1 protein-coding gene is annotated in these 281 nt (G+C 64.4%); it reads right to left on the bottom strand.

Going from position 1 to position 281, the window contains the following annotated elements:
- On the bottom strand, positions 1-281 hold a 281-nt coding region (locus tag OP04_RS48185), incomplete at both ends, for an ABC transporter permease subunit (RefSeq protein ID WP_033346823.1).

The raw sequence follows: 281 nt of genomic DNA, 5'->3' as shown, positions 1-281 counted from the left end.
ACCAGGATGCTGACGAAGCTGACGACCAGCGGTCCGTCGCTCAGCGTGATGCCGCGGAACAGCTGCGACCCGACGCCCGGGACGTTGAAGACGCCCTCGGTCACGATCGCGCCGGCCATCAGACCACCCAGGTCCACGCCGATGTAGGTGATGACCGGAATCAACGAATTACGCAGCACGTGCACACCGATCACCCGGTTCCGGGTCAAACCCTTCGCCTTCGCGGTACGCACATAGTCCGCCCGAAGATTCTCGACCACCGACGTGCGGGTCAGCCGCGA

This window comes from Catenuloplanes japonicus, from assembly GCF_000717135.1.
Taxonomy (GTDB): domain Bacteria; phylum Actinomycetota; class Actinomycetes; order Mycobacteriales; family Micromonosporaceae; genus Catenuloplanes; species Catenuloplanes japonicus.
Note: the sequence above shows the minus strand (reverse complement) of the source record. Positions and strands in the feature narration are given on the sequence as shown.